Below are 14,199 nucleotides of genomic sequence, written 5' to 3'. Positions count from 1 at the left end.
CGACGGGTGTCAAGTGTCACTGAACAATGTCCGTGGACACGAACCAGGTACCGATGGCCGGTACCTCTCCATCGTTGCGGTAGCGGTGCGGGGTCGTCGACTCGAAGCAGACGGCGTCGCCCGGGCGCAGCGTGTATTCGTCGAAACCGAGGGTGAGGATCAGTTCGCCCGAGGTCAGATACCCGTACTCGGTGCCGGCGTGGCGCATGAGACCGCCCGAGCTGGAGGAGGCTCCGCCGGGCCGGTAGGTCACCTGAAGGAAGTCGACGTGGGTGCCGGGAACGTGCCCGAGACGCTCCCACACCACGCCGGAGTCCAGCTCCAGCACCTCCCGGTCGTCCGGCGTGACCAGCGGGCCGATGCGGCGGCCGGGATCGGCGGCGAAGGCGGCGAGGGCGTGCAGGACGGTGCCGGGGGCTGCCGCCATTGGGGACGCCACCACGGGCTCTCCCGCGTCGAAGAGCGCCTCGACGGAGATGCCGAGGGCGGTCGTGATGGCGTAGAGGGTGCTGACCGAGGGCTGGCTCTTGCCGTTCTCGATCTGCGAGACGAGGCTCGCCGACACGCCGATCTCCCGGGCGAGCGCCCGCAGGCTCGTCCCGCGTGCGAGGCGCGCCTGCCGGATGCGCGCGCCGACGGGCGGGACGGCGGCAGGGGGCATGGGACGGCTCCTCTCGGCGTCCCGGGGACGGACACCGTTCGCTCTCATTGAACAGCGCAGGGCGCCCGAAGGGTATCGGTACCGGAAACCGACGGCGTCAGGCCTTCCCCTCCGGGAACACGGCCCGCACCTCCCAGCCCACGCCGGCGCGAGGCCCGGCGCGCAGTTCGCCGCCGAGTGCGGTGACCCGCTCCTTCAGGCCGACGAGGCCGAAGCCGCCGCCGTGGGCCGCCGAAGGGAGCTGCGTGCCGCCCCGGCCGTCGTCCGCGACCGACACCTCCAGCCGGCCGGCGGCGCCGCGCAGGCGGACCTCGATGTGCGTGGCGTCGGCCGCGTGCCGGCGGATGTTGGTGAGCGCCTCCTGCACGACCCGGAAGGCGGCGGCCTGCACCTCGTGGGGCAGGACGTCGGACACGGCGGGATCGCGGCGCAGGGTGATCTGCTGGACCGGGCTCGCGAAGCCGTCCGTCAGATCGGCGATGCCCGCCAGGTCGCCGACCGGGCGGCGGTCGGTCGCCTCGTCCCCGGCGTCGCGCAGCACGCCGACCGTGCGGCGCATCGAGGCGAGGGCCTCGGTGGCGGCGCGTTCGATGCCGGCCAGCACCGGGTCGAGCTCCTGCGGCTGGGTCTGCGCCATCATGCGGGCCATCTGCGTCTGCACGAGGATCCCGGTGACATGGTGGGCGACGAAATCGTGCAGGTCGGCGGCGATGGCGAGCCGTTCGGAGCGCCGGGTCTCGCTGACGGCGAGCGTCCGCCGGTAGTCCATGGTGCGCAGATACACGGCGAGCCCGGCGACGACGCCGATCAGGACCAGGCCGGCCACCACCAGGCCCAGTACGGCGGCGTCCAACGGCCCGAGGGGGCGAAGCGACAACAGCAGCAGCGCGCCTCCGTCGAGGGCGCCGCAGCCCCAGGCCCAGCGCGGCGGGCAGTGCCGTACCGCGAGGAACAGCAGGCACAGCAGGATCAGGACCTCGGCGGGGCCGAAGACGTTCGCCTTCTGGGTCACCAGCGAGCCCAGGGAGTACAGGGCCGAGACGAGGGCCGGGACCGCGGTGCGCACCTGGGGTGTGAGCCATGCGGGCCGCCGCCCCTGCGGCCAGAGCACCGCGGCCAGGCCCACCAGCAGCACGGCCAGGGTCGGCCAGGCGGGGCTCGCCGTCGGCAGGACGCTCGTGCCGTCGGAACCCGCGTAGAGCACGTCGACGACACACGCGGCGATCAGGACGCCGACGGCGAAGCCCCGGGCACAGCCACGGGGGGAAACGGACCTCATGGCGATCACGGTAGGCGAGCGCGCGCACGGCCGGATCGGCCGATCGGCCGAGGGCTCGCCGCCGGCGCCGGCCTTTCGGCCGAGGCGCGTGCCCGGGCGCGCGGGCGAGTGTGGTGGCGCTTCTTCACCACGCACATACGGGAGTTCGCGATGCAGCTCAGCAGGTTCGCCGTGGGCGTCGTCTCAGGTGCGACAGCCGTGGTCGCGCTGGGCGGTCTCGGCACCCGTCTGATCTCCGGCACGGAGTCGACCAGCGCTCTGGACGAGTACAGCTCGACATCCGTGGGCGGCCACAAGGCGCTCGCCGCGTATGTCGTCGCGGGCCGCACCGAGAGCAAGTTCCACCCGTTGGCCTGGGTCGGCGACAAGCTCTCCGGCGTCACCTGCCCGACCGGTCTGAAGGCCGTGGCCGGAGCCTCCCTCACCTGCACCGGTCACAAGAGCGGCGGCGGGACCGTCCGCATCCCCGTCCACGTCACCAGGGCCGACGCAGGGAGCGTCACCTGGACGTTCGAGCGCTGAGACGGGGTACGGCTCCACCACCGCCCTGCCCGTACCCCTTGAGGCATGATCGAGCCATGACCACCCCCTCCCCGTCCGGGGCGCCCATCCGCGTCCTCATCGCCGACGACCAGGAGATGGTCCGCACGGGCTTCCGCTTCTTCCTCGACGCCCAGCCCGACATCACCGTGGTCGCCGAGGCCGCCGACGGTGAGGAGGCGGTGGCGCTGGCCCGGCGGGAGCGCCCGGACGTGTGCCTGCTGGACATCCGGATGCCGAAGCTGGACGGCCTGGCGGCGACGCGGCTGCTGGCGGGGCCGGACGTGGCCGACCCGATGCGGGTGGTCGTGGTGACGACCTTCGACCTGGACGAGTACGTGTACGGGGCGCTGCGCGGCGGCGCCTGCGGGTTCCTGCTCAAGGACTCGGGGCCCACCCTGCTCGCCGAGGCGGTCCGGGCCGCCGCGGCCGGCGACTCGCTGGTCTCGCCGTCGGTGACGGTCCGTCTGCTCAAGCACGTCACCGCCCCGCAGACCGGCGCCGCCGCCCCGGCGAGGCCCGCCGTGCCCGTGGAGCCCCTCACCGACCGCGAACTCGACGTCGTCCGCCTGGTCGCCCTCGGCCGTACGAATGCCGAGATCGCCGCCGAGCTGTACGTCTCCCTGTCCACGGTCAAGACGCACCTGTCCAGCGTCCAGTTGAAGCTCTCCGCCCGCAATCGCGTCGAGGTCGCGGCCTGGGCCTGGCAGCACGGGTACGGGCAGCCCGGCGGGTGACTCGACCGTCCTCCGGTGGCGCTCACTCGAACGGTCCGGCGCCGCTGGTGGGTCGTCAGAACCGGTGGTGCGCTGGGGACACCCGTCACGTCCTCAGGAGGCACCCCAGATGATCCGTCGCCCGTCCCGTCCTGTCCGTGTACTCTCCTCTGCCCTGGCGGTCGGGGCGTTGCTGACCACCGCGGCCTGCTCGGACGACAGTGGCGAGGACGTCTCCCAGGCCGGTGCGGTCGCCCGGCAGACGACGAGCGCCTCGCCGACCGGCACCCTCACCGAGGCCGGTGCCGTCGCCGCGCTGATCACCGCGGCGGACATCGAGGACGACTGGACGCAGGTGAAGGACTCGGACGTCGCCAACTGGCACGACAGCCTGCTCATCGGCGACGTCGACGTGGACGACTTCCTCACCGGGAAGACGGACGCCGCGGACTGCCAGCGGCTGCTCGACGGCCTGTACACCGACCAGTTGCTGGGCAAGCCGTCCGGCGCCTCGGCGCTGCGCGGCTTCCAGCAGGGCGACTCGCGTCTGCTGTACCAGGTGGCCGCCTATGAGCGGACCGACCCGCAGGAGGCGCTGGCCTGGCTCAAGACCCTGCCGCAGGAGTGCGACGAGTTCACCGTCACCGGCAAGGGCGGCGGGGACCGCACGGTCCAGGTCATCGAGACGACGCTGCCCAAGGAGGGGGACGACCGCGTCGGCCTGCGGGTCACCATGAAGGGCACCGCGGACGGCGAACCGACCACCCTCACCGAGGACGTCGCCGCCGTGCGCGTCGGCACCGACGCGATCACCGTCACCGCGGGCGGCCTCGACGGGGGCCAGCCCGACTCCGTGGAACAGGCGGTGAAGCTCGGCACACAGCGCCTGAACGACGTCCTGGCCGGCAAGACGCCCGCGCCGACCCCCGGCGAGTTCGACTAGCCCGGCCCGCCCGCCGCTCTCTCCTCGCACGCACGCGGGCGGCCGCACCTGCTCTGCCGATTCCCCGGACAGCGTGATCAACGGAGCGGCACAATGGCGACGATGACCGGTTTCGGTCGTTCGTGCGAGGAGAGGACGAGTCGTGAGTGATGGCCACACCCCGTCGGGCGGGTCGGCGAGGCTGAACACCGGTGTGGCGCACAACGCGCGCGTGTGGAACTACTGGATCGGCGGCAAGGACAACTACGAGGTCGACCAGCAGGTCGGCGAGCAGGTCGCCGGGATGTTCCCGATCATCCGTGACATCGCGCGCGCGGACCGCGACTTCCTCGGCCGCGCCGTGCGCTTCGTGGCCGAGGAGCGCGGCATACGGCAGTTCCTGGACATCGGCACGGGGCTGCCGACGGCGGACAACACCCACGAGATCGCCCAGCGCGTCGCACCCGATTCGCGGATCGTGTACGTCGACAACGACCCGATCGTGCTCGTGCACGCCCGCACGCTGCTGACCGGCACCCGCGAGGGCGTCACCGCCTACATCGACGCCGATGTGCACGACCCGGACGCCATCGTCGAACGGGCCGCGCAGACCCTGGACTTCAGCAGGCCGGTCGCGGTGATGATGCTGGGCATCCTCAACTTCGTCCTGGACTACGACAAGGCCCGCGAGATCGTGCGGCGCGTCCTGGCCGCCGTCCCCTCCGGCAGCCTCCTGGTCCTGACGCACCCGACCTTCGACTCCGAGCTCGGCGGGGAGGGCCAGATCCCGGCGATGAAGTTCTGGAACGAGAACGCCACGCCGCCGATCACCGCCCGCAGCGGCGCGGACATCGCCGCCTTCTTCGAGGGCCTGGAGCTGCTGGAGCCGGGCCTGGTGTCCTGCTCGCAGTGGCGCGCCCCCGACTCTCCCGCCGCGGTGCCGCAGTACGGCGCGGTGGCCGTGAAACCCTGACGCCGACAGGGACCGCACGAAGCGAAACGAACCGGCACGAGCCGGCCCCGTTCGCCGAGGAGACCGAGACCGTATGACCACCCTTGCCGACCCCGCTCCGGGCGGGCGTCCCGGTGACGTCGAGCGGGCCACCGCGCTGAGCGGCGAGCTGGCCGGGCGGGGTGTGCACGGGATCGTCCTGGCCTACGTCGACACGGCGGGCATCGCCCGGGTGAAGACGATCCCGACGGCGAAGCTGGCCTCGGCGGCGGCCTGGGGCGTCGGGATGTCGCCGGTGTTCGACACGTTCCTGGCGAACGACTCCATCGTCACGACCGACGTCCTCGGCTCCCCGGACGGCGATCTGCGCCTGTACCCCGACCTGGACCAGCTGGTGGAGCTCGCCGGTCAGCCCGGCTGGGCGTGGGCGCCGGTCGACCGGATCACCCAGGAGGGCGAGCGGCATCCCGGGTGCGGCCGTACCTTCCTGCGGCGCACGGTCCGGGAGGCCGCCGAACGCGACGGCCTCACCTTCAAGGCGGGCATCGAGATCGAGTGGGCCTTCGGGCGGCCGCCCGGTGCCGACGGCGCGTTCGTGCCGGCCGTCACGGGTCCGGCGTACGGCGCCACCCGCCAGGTCGAGTTGAGCGACTGCGCCGCCGATCTGCTGGCGGCGCTCGCGCGGCAGGGCGTGGAGGTCGACCAGTTCCATCCGGAGTACGCGGCCGGGCAGTTCGAGCTGTCGGTGGCGGCGCTGGACCCGGTGGCGGCGGCCGACCGCAGCGTGCTGTTGCGGCAGACGATCCGGGCGGTGGCGCAGCGCCACGGCCTCGCGGTGTCGTTCGCCCCGGCGGTCCTCGGGCAGGGCGTCGGCAACGGCGGCCATGTCCACCTCTCCGCCTGGCGCGACGGGGTCAACCTGCACGCGGGCGGTGACCGCCGCCACGGCATGCGGACCGAGGCCGAGTCCTTCACGGGCGGCGTCCTCGCCCATCTCCCCGCCCTGACAGCGGTGACCGCGCCGAGCCCGGCCAGCTATCTGCGGCTCAAACCCTCGCAGTGGGCCGGGGTGTTCACGGCATGGGGCCGGGAGACACGGGAGGCGGGCCTGCGCGTGGTCACCGGCACGGCGGGCCACCGCGACCAGGCAGCCAACCTGGAGGTGAAGCCGGTGGACCTGGCCGCCAACCCGTATCTGGCCCTGGGCTGCCTGATCGCCGCCGGTCTGGACGGACTGGCGTCGGGCGCGCGGCTGCCCGAGGAGATCACCGGCGACCCGGCGCAGCTCGGTGCGCAGGACGTGGCCGCCCGAGGGGTGCGCAGGCTGCCGACCTCGCTGGCCGAGGCCGTCGAGGAGTTCCGCGCCAGCCGGCTGCTGCGGGACGCGCTGGGCCCGGTGCTCGCCGACGCCGTGATCGCCGTACGACAGGGCGAGATCGAAGCGGTCGCCGGGTTCGACGAGGACCAGGTGGCCGCGGCGTACCGGTGGAAGTACTGACATGAGCGCCACAGGGCCGGTCCACGAGGCGCTCGCGGCGCTGCCGCTGGTGGACCATCACTGCCATGGGATCGTCACCGCCGACCTGGACAGCGCCGGCTTCGAGTCCCTGCTCACCGAGGGTGAGCCCTGGCCCGGCATCTCCACCTTCGACACCCCGCTCGGCCTCGCCGTACGCCGCCACTGCGCACCCCTGCTGGACCTGCCGCGGCACGCCCCGGCCGACGCCTATCTGGCCCGGCGTGCGGAGCTGGGCGCGGACGAGGTGAACCGACGGTTCCTGACCGCCGCCGCAACCGAGGCGTTCTGCGTCGACACGGGATACACGCCCCACCCGATCACCACACCCGAGGAGTTGGCGCAGAGCGCCGGCGCCGGCGCTGCCGCGTACGAGGTCGTACGGCTGGAGTCGGTGGCCGAGGCGGTCGCGGCCGCCGGAGTCGAACCGGACGCGTACCCCGGCGCGTTCCGCACGGCCGCCGAGGAGGCGGTACGGCGTCCGGGCGTGGTGGCCGTGAAGTCGGTGGCCGCCTACCGCACCGGCTTCGACCTGGACCCGGCGCGCCCCTCGGACGCGCTCGTCGCCGCGGCGGCCCGCCAGTGGCTGGCGGACGGCGGACGGCTGGCCGACCCGGTCCTGGTACGGCATCTGCTGTGGACCGCGGTCGACCTGGGGCTCCCGCTCCAGTTGCACACCGGTTTCGGCGACAACGACATCCGCCTGCACCGGGTGGACCCCACCCACCTCACGGACTGGCTGCATCTGACGAAGGGCACGATCCCGGTCCTGCTGCTGCACTGCTGGCCGTACCAACGCCAGGCCGCCTATCTGGCGGCCGTCTTCGAGCAGGTGTACCTGGACGTGGGCCTCACCCTGCACCATGTCGGCCCGGCCCGCTCCCATGCGATCCTGGCCGAAGCCCTGGAGATCACCCCGTTCCGCAAACTGCTGTACAGCTCCGACGCCTATGGTCTGGCCGAGTCGTACCGGCTCGGCGCACTGGCGTTCCGTCGCGGCCTGGGCGAACTGCTCCAGGAACGGGTGGACGCCGACGAGCTGAGCCTGCCGGACGCGCTGCGGATCGCGGCGTGGACAGCCGACGACAACGCCCGCCGCCTCTACGGACTTCCCCGAACCCGTCCCCCGTCCCCCTCGCGACTGAGCGTTCGCAATTCCCGGAAAGTATGATCAAGCAATGTCTGACATGACCGAAACCACGCCCGGCTGGCTGAGCAGCGACGAGCTGGAGCACGCACGCGCCAACATGCCCATCCTGTATGTCGAGGCCGTGCCCGTGCGCGTCGACGACAGCGGTGAGGTCACCAGCATCGGCCTCCTGCTGCGCATCGGACCGGACGGCACGGTCAGCCGAACCCTGGTCTCCGGCCGCGTGCTGCACCACGAGCGTGTCCGTGACGCACTCCTGCGCCATCTGGAGAAGGACCTCGGCCCGGTGGCCCTCCCCCGGGTGCCGACGTCCCTGCAGCCGTTCACGGTCGCGGAGTACTTCCCGACGCACGGCGTCACGCCGTACCACGACCCGCGTCAGCACGCGGTCTCCCTCGCCTACGTCGTCCCGGTCACCGGCGACTGCCGGCCCCGCCAGGACGCCCTCGACCTGGTCTGGTTCAGCCCGCAGGAGGCCCTGTCGCCGGCGGTGCAGAGCGAGATGCCGGGCGGGCACGGGGTGCTGCTGAAGCAGGCGCTGGCGCACGTGGGCTGCGTGATCTGACCGCCCGACTCGCCTCGGCGCGCGACGTCGGGAACGACAAAGGCGTCGGGAACGCAAAAAGGCGTCGGGAACGCAAAAAGGCGTCGGAAACGACAAAGGCAAGGAGCTCACTGACTCCTTGCCACTCTCAACTTATAGCGCACCGGGGGTCTTGCGGCAAGGCCCCCCTCATGGCGCACAATCACCGACCGAAGCCAGGACCTGCGGAAACGGGGATTGTGATGATCGACGTGATCGTTGTCGGCGGTGGACCGACCGGTCTGATGCTGGCCTGCGAGCTGCGGCTGCACGACGTGCACGTGGTCGTGCTGGAGAAGCTGACCGAGCCGACCGCGCAGTCCCGCGGTCAGGGCCTGCACGCGCGCAGCGTCGAGATGATGGACCAGCGCGGCCTGCTGGACCGGTTTGTCGCGGTCAGTAAGAAGTTCCAGGTCGGTGGGCTCTTCGGTGGCATCACCAAGCCGTGGCCGGACCAGTTGGACACAGCCCACCCGTACGGCCTCGCGCATCCGCAGCCGGTCACGGAGCGGCTGCTGGGCGAGCGTGCCCTCGAACTCGGCGCCGAGATCCGGCGCGGCTGCGAGGTGGCCGGGCTGAGCCAGGACGAGGACGGGGTGAGCGTCGAGCTGGCGGACGGCACGCGGCTTCGCTCCCGCTACCTCGCCGGCTGCGACGGCGGCCGCAGCCTGGTGCGCAAGCAGCTCGGCGTCGGCTTCCCCGGCGAGGCCTCCACGGTCGAGACGCTGCTGGGTGAGATGGAGCTGACGGAGGATCCGGACACGATCGCCGCCGTCATCGCCGAAGTCCGCAAGACGCAGCTGCGGTTCGGCGCCACCGCCAACCCGGACGGGTCGTACCGCGTGGGCGTGCCCGCCGACGGCGTGGCCGAGGACCGTGCGAGCGAGCCGACCCTGGAGGAGTTCAAGCAGCAGTTGCGGGCGACCGCGGGCACCGACTTCGGCGCGCATTCGCCGCGCTGGCTCTCCCGGTTCGGCAACGCCACCCGGCAGGCCGAGCAGTACCGGGTCGGCCGGGTGCTGCTGGCCGGCGACTCGGCGCACATCCACCCGCCGACCGGCGGGCAGGGGCTCAACCTCGGCATCCAGGACGCCTTCAACCTCGGCTGGAAGCTGGCCGCCGCGGTCCGGGGCTGGGCGCCGGAGGGGCTACTGGACACCTATCACGCCGAACGGCACCCCGTGGGCGCCGCCGTGCTGGCCAACACCCGCGCGCAGATCACGCTGCTGGGGACCGATCCGGGCCCGACCGCGCTGCGGGAGCTGCTCTCGAAGCTGATGGACTTCGAGGAGGTGAACCGGTACGTGACCGGGCTGATCACCGCGGTCGGCGTCCGCTACGACTTCGGCGAGGGCCACGACCTGCTCGGCCTGCGCATGCGGGACGTGCCCCTGAAGCGGGGCCGCCTCTACGAGTTGATGCACGACGGCCGCGGACTGCTCCTCGACCGGACCGGCCGCCTTTCGGTGGAGGGCTGGGCGGACCGGGTCGACCACGTCGTCGACGTCAGCGAGGACCTGGACGTGCCCGCGGTGCTGCTGCGGCCGGACGGCCATGTGGCGTGGGTCGGCGAGGACCAGGAGGAGTTGCTCGAACGGCTGCGCCGGTGGTTCGGGGACGCCGACTGAGCCGGCGACACCTGGCGGGGCGTCACTCCGCCGCGTCGGCCGGTGCCCGCGAGGTGCCGGCCGGCCTGCCGTACAGCAGCCTCGTCCCGATGGCCAGCAGCCACCAGTACTTGGCGAGGGTCGGGGAGTAGAAGGCCACCGGGACCGAAGTGGCGAAGACGAGGACCAGCAGGACGCCATGGCGGATCTCCCCCTTCAGTGCCGTGCGAGAGGTGTGCGGCGCCGCCGCTGCGGGGTTCACGAGCAGGCGCACGTACATGCCGCACATCAGGGACACGGCCAGGGCGATCGCCGCCGCATAGCAGGCGGTCGCCGTGACCGTCTCGCCGTACTCGCTGATCAGCCGGGTCGGGAAGGGCAGCGCGGCGACCAGTGCCAGGAGCGCGAAGTAGAGGAAGAGCAGCCAGCGGTCGAGCGTCGCGATCAGGCGGAACAGGCCGTGCTGGACCAGCCAGAGCGTGCCGATGACGGCGAAGCTGAGCAGATAGGCGCCCATGGTGGGCACGGCATCCGCCACGGCGTCGGCGACCTCGGTCTCGGGCAGGCCGTCCGGGACGGTGATGTCGAGCGCGAGCAGTGTCATCGCGATGGAGAACACGGCGTCACCGAGGGCGAGTAGTCGTTCGGGACCCACGGACACGTGACGGCGGCGCAGGCCGGTGGGGTGGTTCGTCATATCGGTGCCACCAGGCGGATCGTCGACGGACTGGTACGGCGGCGAGGCCGGGAAGGCAAGAAGTACCACGTGCCGCGGCGGGACTCGGGGAGGCGAGTCGGCCCGTTCCGAGCGGGGCCGCAATTGATTGTTGCCAATGCTTACTTCACGTCTTGACGGAAGTGGTCCATACCTTTAGGTTCACGGGTCAACCAGACCACCTCGTGACGCACTCACCGTTCAGAAGGTGAACGCGGCCCCGGTTGCTCACCCCCCACGAAGGGCTTCCGCGCACATGCCCAAAACTCTCCCCGCGGCCATATCCCTCACCACGCTCGCCCTCACCACCGGCCTGCTCTCCACTCCCCCCGCACAGGCCGCACCCGACGACCCGGCCGCCCTCGCCGCACCGATGGCGGTGGCGCCCTACCTCTACAACGGCTGGGGCAGCCCGCCGAGCCCCACCACGATCACCAACGCCACCGGCGTCAAGTACTTCACCCTCGCCTTCGTGCTCAGCAACGGCTACTGCAACCCGCAGTGGGACGGCGGCCGGGCGCTGACCGGCGGTGTCGACCAGCGGACGATCGACACCGTGCGGTCAGGCGGCGGTGACGTCGTCCCGTCCTTCGGCGGCTGGAGCGGCAACAAGCTGGAGAGCTACTGCTCAAGCGCCGGCGAACTGGCCGCCGCCTACCAGAAGGTCATCAGCGCCTTCGGGCTCAAGGCCATCGACATCGACCTCGAAGCCGACGCCTACGACAGCCCGACCGTGCAGCAGCGCACCGTCGACGCCCTGAAGAAGGTCAAGGCCGACAACCCCGGCCTGAAGGTGTACGTCACCATCGGCACGGGGCAGAACGGGCCCGACACCAGCCTGATCAACCGGGCCGCGGGCGCCGGTCTGACCGTGGACGCCTGGACGATCATGCCGTTCAACTTCGGCGGCAACGGACAGAACATGGGCGAGTTGTCCGTGCGGGCCGCCGAGGGGCTGAAGAACGCGCTGAAGTCGGCGTACGGCTACGGCGACGACCAGGCCTACCGGTCCATGGGCATCTCGTCGATGAACGGGATCACCGACCAGAACGAGACCGTGACAGTCAATGACTTCCGGACGATGCTCGCCTACGCCCAGCAACACCACCTGGCGCGGCTGACCTTCTGGTCCGTCAACCGCGACCGCCCCTGCACCGGCGGCCCCGCCGACAGCTGTTCCGGCGTGAACCAGTCCGACTGGGACTTCACGCGCGTGTTCGCCGGATACACCGGCTGATCAAGCCACCCCACCGTCGACCGACTCTCCCCCGGCCGCCTTCGGCCGGGGGACCCGTCTCGCTTCGCTCGGCAAGGAGAATCCGTGCTCAGCTCGTTGCGACCCGCGCTCACGCGCCTTCGCAGATCCACCGCCGTCACGGTCGTCACCGTGGCAGCCGCCTCCCTGCTCACCTCGGCTCCCGCGCCCGCCGGCGCCGTGGAGAGCGCGGCCGCCGCGCTGCCCGCGGACTTCGCGACCATCATGAACGCCGCGAGCGGCAGATGCCTGGACGCCCGGGCGGCCGCCACCGCCAACGGCACCGTCGTGCAGCAGTACGCGTGCAACGGCTCCACGGCCCAGAACTGGAACTTCACGCCCACCAGTGACGGCTACGTCCGCATCAACAACCGCAACAACACCGGCCAGGTCGTGGACGTCGCCGACGTGTCCACCGCCGACAACGCGCCGGTGCATCTGTGGGCCTACGGCGGCGGCGCCAACCAGCAGTGGCTGCCCGTCGACGAGGGCGGCGGCGTCTACCGCTTCGTCAACCGGGGCAGCGGCAAGTGCCTGGACGACCCGGGCGCCTCGCTCGCCGACAGCGTGCAGTTCGTGCAGTACACGTGCAACGGCAGCGCCGCCCAGCGGTTCCAGGTGGTGCCGGTGAACCAGTCGACCGCCAACCCGGATCTCGGCCCGAACGTCGTCGTGTTCGACCCGTCCATGTCGTCCTCGACGATCCAGGGCAGGCTCAACACCATCTTCCAGCAGCAGGAGACGAACCAGTTCGGCTCCCAGCGCTACGCCGTCCTGTTCAAGCCGGGCTCCTACAGCGCGGACGTCAACGTCGGCTTCTACACCCAGGTCGCCGGGCTCGGTCTGTCCCCGGACGCGGTCACGATCAACGGCGCGGTGCACGCCGAGGCCGACTGGTTCCCGCCGCAGAACGCCACCCAGAACTTCTGGCGCGGCGCCGAGAACCTGTCCGTCAACCCGACGGGCGGCAGCGACCGTTGGGCGGTCTCGCAGGCCTCGGCCTACCGCCGGATGCATCTGCGCGGCAACCTCGCCCTGGACGACGGCGGCTGGTCCAGCGGCGGCCTGTTCGCCGACACCAAGGTCGACGGCCAGGTCAACTCCGGCACCCAGCAGCAGTGGCTGACCCGTAACTCCCAGCTCGGCAGCTGGACCGGCTCCAACTGGAACATGGTCTTCGTCGGCAGCCAGGGCGTCCCGGGCACCAGCTTCCCGAACCCTCCGTACACCACGGTCGCGCAGAGCCCGGTCAGCCGGGAGAAGCCGTTCCTGTACGTCGACGGGGACGGCACGTACAAGGTGTTCGTGCCGTCGGTGCGGTCGAACTCCACGGCGACCAGCTGGGCCGGCGGATCCGCGTCGGGCAGCTCGCTGTCGATGGACACCTTCTACGTCGTGAAGCCGGGCGCGAGCGCCGCGGACATCAACGCGGCGCTGGCGGCGGGCAAGAATCTCCTGGTCACCCCGGGCGTCTACCACCTCAACCAGACGTTGCAGGTGAACCGCGCCGACACGGTCGTCCTCGGTCTGGGGCTCGCCACGTTCATCCCGGACAACGGCGTCACCGCGATGAAGGTGGCCGACGTCGACGGCGTGAAGGTCGCGGGCGTCCTCTTCGACGCGGGCACCACCAACTCGCCCACCCTGATGGAGGTCGGCCCGACGGGCTCGTCCGCCTCGCACTCCGCCAACCCGACGTCCCTGCACGACGTGTACTTCCGCGTCGGCGGCGCCGCCGTCGGCAAGGCCACCACCAGCCTCGTCATCAACAGCGACAACGTCATCGGCGACCACATGTGGATCTGGCGCGCCGACCATGGCAGCGGCGTCGGCTGGAACACCAACACCGGCGACACCGGCCTGATCGTCAACGGCGACAACGTCACCGCGTACGGCCTGTTCGTCGAGCACTACCAGAAGTACCAGACCATCTGGAACGGCAACGGCGGCCGGACGTACTTCTACCAGAACGAGATGCCCTACGACCCGCCGAACCAGGCGGCGTGGATGAACGGCTCCACGCAGGGCTACGCCGCCTACAAGGTCGCCGACTCCGTCACCAGCCACCAGGCCTACGGACTCGGCAGCTACTGCTTCTTCAACGTCAATTCGAGCGTGGCCGCCGAGCACGCCATCGAGGCGCCGAACAACGCGGGAGTGCGGTTCACCAGCATGGTGACCGTCTCGCTCGGCGGCACGGGCACCATCCGGCACGTCGTCAACAACACGGGTGGCCCGTCCAACTCCAGCTCCAACGTGGCCAATCTGACGAACTACCCGTAGCGCGTCCCTGAGCTCCACCG

General features: G+C 71.3%; 12 protein-coding genes and 1 pseudogene. 10 read left to right on the top strand and 3 right to left on the bottom strand.

The genetic code is table 11. The annotated features are described in order from the left end of the window. Nucleotides 1–16: 16 nt before the first annotated feature. Together EAO75_RS01075 and EAO75_RS01070 are read right to left on the bottom strand one after the other, a co-directional pair. Nucleotides 17–661 (bottom strand): helix-turn-helix domain-containing protein, encoded by a 645-nt coding sequence (locus EAO75_RS01075; RefSeq protein ID WP_147993127.1) that lies wholly within the window; start codon nt 659–661, stop codon nt 17–19. Nucleotides 662–758: 97 nt separating this feature from the next. Next, nucleotides 759–1,940, bottom strand: coding sequence for a sensor histidine kinase (locus tag EAO75_RS01070; protein WP_147993126.1), 1,182 nt, complete (start codon nt 1,938–1,940; stop codon nt 759–761). A 150-nt stretch (nt 1,941–2,090) separates the two neighbouring features. Between EAO75_RS01070 and EAO75_RS01065 the strand changes: the two genes are divergently transcribed. The 8 genes from EAO75_RS01065 (at nt 2,091) to rox (ending at nt 9,947) form a co-directional block, all read left to right on the top strand. Next, nucleotides 2,091–2,462 carry a DUF4333 domain-containing protein gene (locus EAO75_RS01065; protein WP_147993125.1) on the top strand — a complete coding sequence of 124 codons (372 nt, stop codon included), beginning with the start codon at nt 2,091–2,093 and terminating at the stop codon, nt 2,460–2,462. A 56-nt stretch (nt 2,463–2,518) separates the two neighbouring features. Next, a complete protein-coding gene (locus EAO75_RS01060) occupies nt 2,519–3,217 on the top strand; it encodes a response regulator (protein ID WP_147993124.1) in 699 nt (232 codons plus the stop codon). Between the two features lie 109 nt (nt 3,218–3,326). Further along, nucleotides 3,327–4,139 carry a hypothetical protein gene (locus EAO75_RS01055; protein WP_147993123.1) on the top strand — a complete coding sequence of 271 codons (813 nt, stop codon included), beginning with the start codon at nt 3,327–3,329 and terminating at the stop codon, nt 4,137–4,139. A 142-nt stretch (nt 4,140–4,281) separates the two neighbouring features. Further along, nucleotides 4,282–5,091 carry an SAM-dependent methyltransferase gene (locus EAO75_RS01050; RefSeq protein WP_147993122.1) on the top strand — a complete coding sequence of 270 codons (810 nt, stop codon included), beginning with the start codon at nt 4,282–4,284 and terminating at the stop codon, nt 5,089–5,091. A 73-nt stretch (nt 5,092–5,164) separates the two neighbouring features. Further along, nucleotides 5,165–6,568 carry a glutamine synthetase family protein gene (locus EAO75_RS01045; protein ID WP_147993121.1) on the top strand — a complete coding sequence of 468 codons (1,404 nt, stop codon included), beginning with the start codon at nt 5,165–5,167 and terminating at the stop codon, nt 6,566–6,568. Nucleotide 6,569: 1 nt separating this feature from the next. Continuing rightward, nucleotides 6,570–7,757: an amidohydrolase family protein gene (locus EAO75_RS01040; RefSeq protein WP_147993120.1), complete on the top strand. Its 1,188-nt coding sequence runs from the start codon at nt 6,570–6,572 to the stop codon at nt 7,755–7,757. Between the two features lie 16 nt (nt 7,758–7,773). After that, nucleotides 7,774–8,301: an NUDIX hydrolase family protein gene (locus tag EAO75_RS01035; protein ID WP_187284255.1), complete on the top strand. Its 528-nt coding sequence runs from the start codon at nt 7,774–7,776 to the stop codon at nt 8,299–8,301. Nucleotides 8,302–8,522: 221 nt separating this feature from the next. Then, entirely contained in the window at nt 8,523–9,947 is a 1,425-nt protein-coding gene (gene rox, locus EAO75_RS01030; protein WP_147993118.1) for a rifampin monooxygenase, read from the top strand. 22 nt (nt 9,948–9,969) lie between these two features. Here rox and EAO75_RS01025 read toward each other — a convergent pair whose 3' ends face one another. Next, complete coding sequence (locus tag EAO75_RS01025; RefSeq protein WP_147993117.1) at nt 9,970–10,623, bottom strand: TMEM175 family protein; 654 nt, start codon at nt 10,621–10,623, stop codon at nt 9,970–9,972. A gap of 382 nt (nt 10,624–11,005) precedes the next feature. Here EAO75_RS01025 and EAO75_RS01020 point away from each other — a divergent pair. Then, nucleotides 11,006–11,878 (top strand): annotated as a pseudogene (locus EAO75_RS01020) (chitinase); the annotation flags it as partial. 150 nt (nt 11,879–12,028) lie between these two features. Next, the gene (locus EAO75_RS01015) at nt 12,029–14,179 is read left to right on the top strand and encodes an RICIN domain-containing protein (RefSeq protein ID WP_147993169.1); all 2,151 of its coding nucleotides are present in this window, start codon (nt 12,029–12,031) and stop codon (nt 14,177–14,179) included. Nucleotides 14,180–14,199: the final 20 nt, after the last annotated feature.

It is taken from the genome of Streptomyces sp. UW30, assembly GCF_008042075.1.
Lineage (GTDB): Bacteria > Actinomycetota > Actinomycetes > Streptomycetales > Streptomycetaceae > Streptomyces.
The sequence above is the reverse complement of the archived record's forward strand: the minus strand, read 5'-3'. Positions and strand labels throughout refer to the sequence as shown.